At 73.5% G+C, this 2,453-nt stretch carries 3 protein-coding genes and 1 pseudogene; 3 read left to right on the top strand and 1 reads right to left on the bottom strand.

Annotation, left to right across the window (positions count from 1 at the left end; translation table 11 throughout):
* A pseudogene (locus A612_RS13855) lies at positions 1 to 346 on the top strand (hypothetical protein); the annotation flags it as partial.
* A 39-nt stretch (positions 347 to 385) separates the two neighbouring features.
* Here the strand turns inward: A612_RS13855 and A612_RS13850 are convergent.
* A complete protein-coding gene (locus tag A612_RS13850; protein ID WP_019375059.1) occupies positions 386 to 940 on the bottom strand; it encodes an adenine phosphoribosyltransferase in 555 nt (184 codons plus the stop codon).
* A 98-nt stretch (positions 941 to 1,038) separates the two neighbouring features.
* On the opposite strand from A612_RS13850, the gene A612_RS13845 reads away from it, so the two are divergent.
* Complete coding sequence (locus A612_RS13845; RefSeq protein ID WP_019375058.1) at positions 1,039 to 2,043, top strand: KpsF/GutQ family sugar-phosphate isomerase; 1,005 nt, start codon at positions 1,039 to 1,041, stop codon at positions 2,041 to 2,043.
* Positions 2,043 to 2,453, top strand: a 411-nt coding sequence (locus A612_RS13840) for a KdsC family phosphatase (RefSeq protein ID WP_019375057.1), incomplete at its 3' end; no start/stop codon positions are given. The genes A612_RS13845 and A612_RS13840, both read left to right, overlap by 1 nt.

Below are 2,453 nucleotides of genomic sequence, written 5' to 3'. Positions count from 1 at the left end.
GGCGGTGCGCCCGCCTGCGGTGCGCCCGCCACCGATGCTGTCCTCGCGTCCGGCCCCGCTGATGCCGCCCGCGGCGGCCCCGTCGCCGCCCATCCCCACTCCTCGCTTCGACCCGATCGAGCCGGACGAGGTGGAGGCCTTCAAGCAGGCGCTGGCCCATGCGGCAGCGCTGCGTCCGGCGGCGACCGCCTCGGCGCCCGCCCCCCTGCAGGGCGCGACGCCCCGGCGCAGCGGCCCGTTGTTGCCTCCAAACCCTGCCGACTTCGAGGACACGCTGATGCCTTCCGCACCCGAGGGCGGGCGCAGCGCCGACCTGAGCAATACCCAGTACGGCGACCTGCGCTGAAGCGGCGCAGCAGCGCGGGTGCTCGCCGGTGGGCGGGGTTCAGTGCCCGCCGAAGTCGACCAGCGTGTAGAGCGGCAGCCCGCCCGCGCGCAGGCGCGCCGAGCCGCCCAGCTCCGGCAGGTCGACGATGGCCGCGCCCTCCATGACGGTGGCGCCGAGCTTTTCCAGCAATTTCTTGCCAGCCATCATGGTCCCGCCCGTGGCGATCAGGTCGTCCACCAGCAGCACGCGGTCGCCCGGGCGCACGGCGTCCGAATGCAGCTCCACCGTGGCGCTGCCGTATTCCAGCTCGTAGGTCTCCTCCACCGTCGTGAAGGGCAGCTTGCCCTTCTTGCGGATCGGCACGAAGCCGACGTTCAGCTCGTAGGCCACCACGGCGCCGATGATGAAGCCGCGCGCATCCAGCCCCGCGACCACGTCCGGGCGCAGCGCGCGCTCCATGTAGCGGTGCACGAAGGCGTCGATCAGCACGCGAAAGACCTTCGGGTCCTGCAGGAGCGGCGTGATGTCGCGAAACTGCACGCCCGGCGCCGGCCAGTCGGGGACGGTGCGGATGTGCTGGCGCAGGTAGTCGTTGACGCTCAGGTCGTGCATGGCGGTGTGGCAGGCAAGAAGGGCAAAAAGGGAGCGGCCAGCGCGCGAGTGTACCCACCCGTGCGGCGCCGGCCCGCGCCCGCCGATAGAATTTGCCCATGTCCTTCGCCGTGCCCGAACGCCGCCCCGCCCCGGATGCCGGGCAGATCCTTGCGCTTGCGCGCGAGACCCTTGCCATCGAGGCGCAGGCGCTGCAGGGCCTGGCCGCGCGCCTGGGCCAGCCCTTCGTCGATGCCGTGCAGCGCATGCTCGCCACGCGCGGGCGCATCATCGTCATGGGCATGGGCAAGAGCGGGCACGTGGGGCGCAAGATCGCCGCCACGCTCGCCTCCACCGGCAGCCCGGCCTTCTTCGTCCACCCGGCCGAGGCGAGCCACGGCGACCTCGGCATGGTCGCGCCCGGCGACCTGGTGCTGGCGCTGTCCAACAGCGGCGAGAGCAGCGAGCTGAACGTGCTGCTGCCGGTGCTCAAGCGCCAGGGCGTGCCGCTGGTGGCCCTCACCGGCAAGCCGCGGTCCACCCTCGCGCGCCATGCCGACGTGGTGCTCGACTGCAGCGTGGCGCGCGAGGCCTGCCCCTTGAACCTCGCGCCCACCGCCAGCACCACGGCGCAGCTGGCGATGGGCGACGCGCTGGCGGTGGCGCTGCTCGATGCGCGCGGCTTTCGGGCCGAGGATTTCGCGCGCTCGCACCCCGGCGGCGCGCTCGGGCGGCGCCTGCTCACGCTGGTGCGCGACGTCATGCGCGCCGGCGAGGACGTGCCGCGCGTGGGGCTGCAGGCCGGCTTCGGCGAGCTGATGCGCGAGATGAGTGCCAAGGGCGTGGGCGCCACGGCGGTGGTGGATGCGGACGGCCGCCCGGTGGGCATCTTCACCGACGGCGACCTGCGCCGGCGCATCGAGGCCGGGGTGGACCTGCGCGGCCTGTGCGCGCAGGAGCTGATGACCGCCGGCCCGCGCACCATCGCCGCCGACGCGCTGGCGGCCGACGCCGCGCAGGCCATGGAGCGCCACGCCATCACCAGCGTGCTGGTCACACAGGAAGATGGCACGCTCGCGGGCATCGTCCACATCGGCGACCTGATGCGCGCCAAGGTGATCTGATGGCCGTGCCGCCCGCAGCCCCCCTGGCCCTGGCGCCGCTGGTGCCCGCCGTGGGCTTCGCGCCCGAGCTGCTGCTGCGCGCGCAGGATGTGCGCGTCGCCTTCTTCGACGTGGATGGGGTGCTGACCGACGGCAGCCTGTATTTTTCCGCGGAAGGCGAGACGCTCAAGCGCTTCCACACCCTGGACGGTCATGGGCTGAAGCTGCTGCAGCGCGCCGGCATCACGCCGGCCGTGGTCACCGGGCGCGACGCGCCGGCGCTGCGCCTGCGGCTGGCGGCGCTGGGGGTGGTGCACGCGCGCTTCGGCACCGAGGACAAGCGGCCGGCGGCCGAGGAGATCCTGGCGGAGCTGGGCCTGGGGTGGCACCAGGCGGCGGCCATGGGCGACGACTGGCCAGACCTGCCCCTG

The sequence above is a fragment of the Melaminivora alkalimesophila genome (assembly GCF_000282995.1).
In the GTDB taxonomy this organism is placed as follows: domain Bacteria; phylum Pseudomonadota; class Gammaproteobacteria; order Burkholderiales; family Burkholderiaceae_C; genus Melaminivora; species Melaminivora alkalimesophila.
Note: the sequence above shows the minus strand (reverse complement) of the source record. Positions and strands in the feature narration are given on the sequence as shown.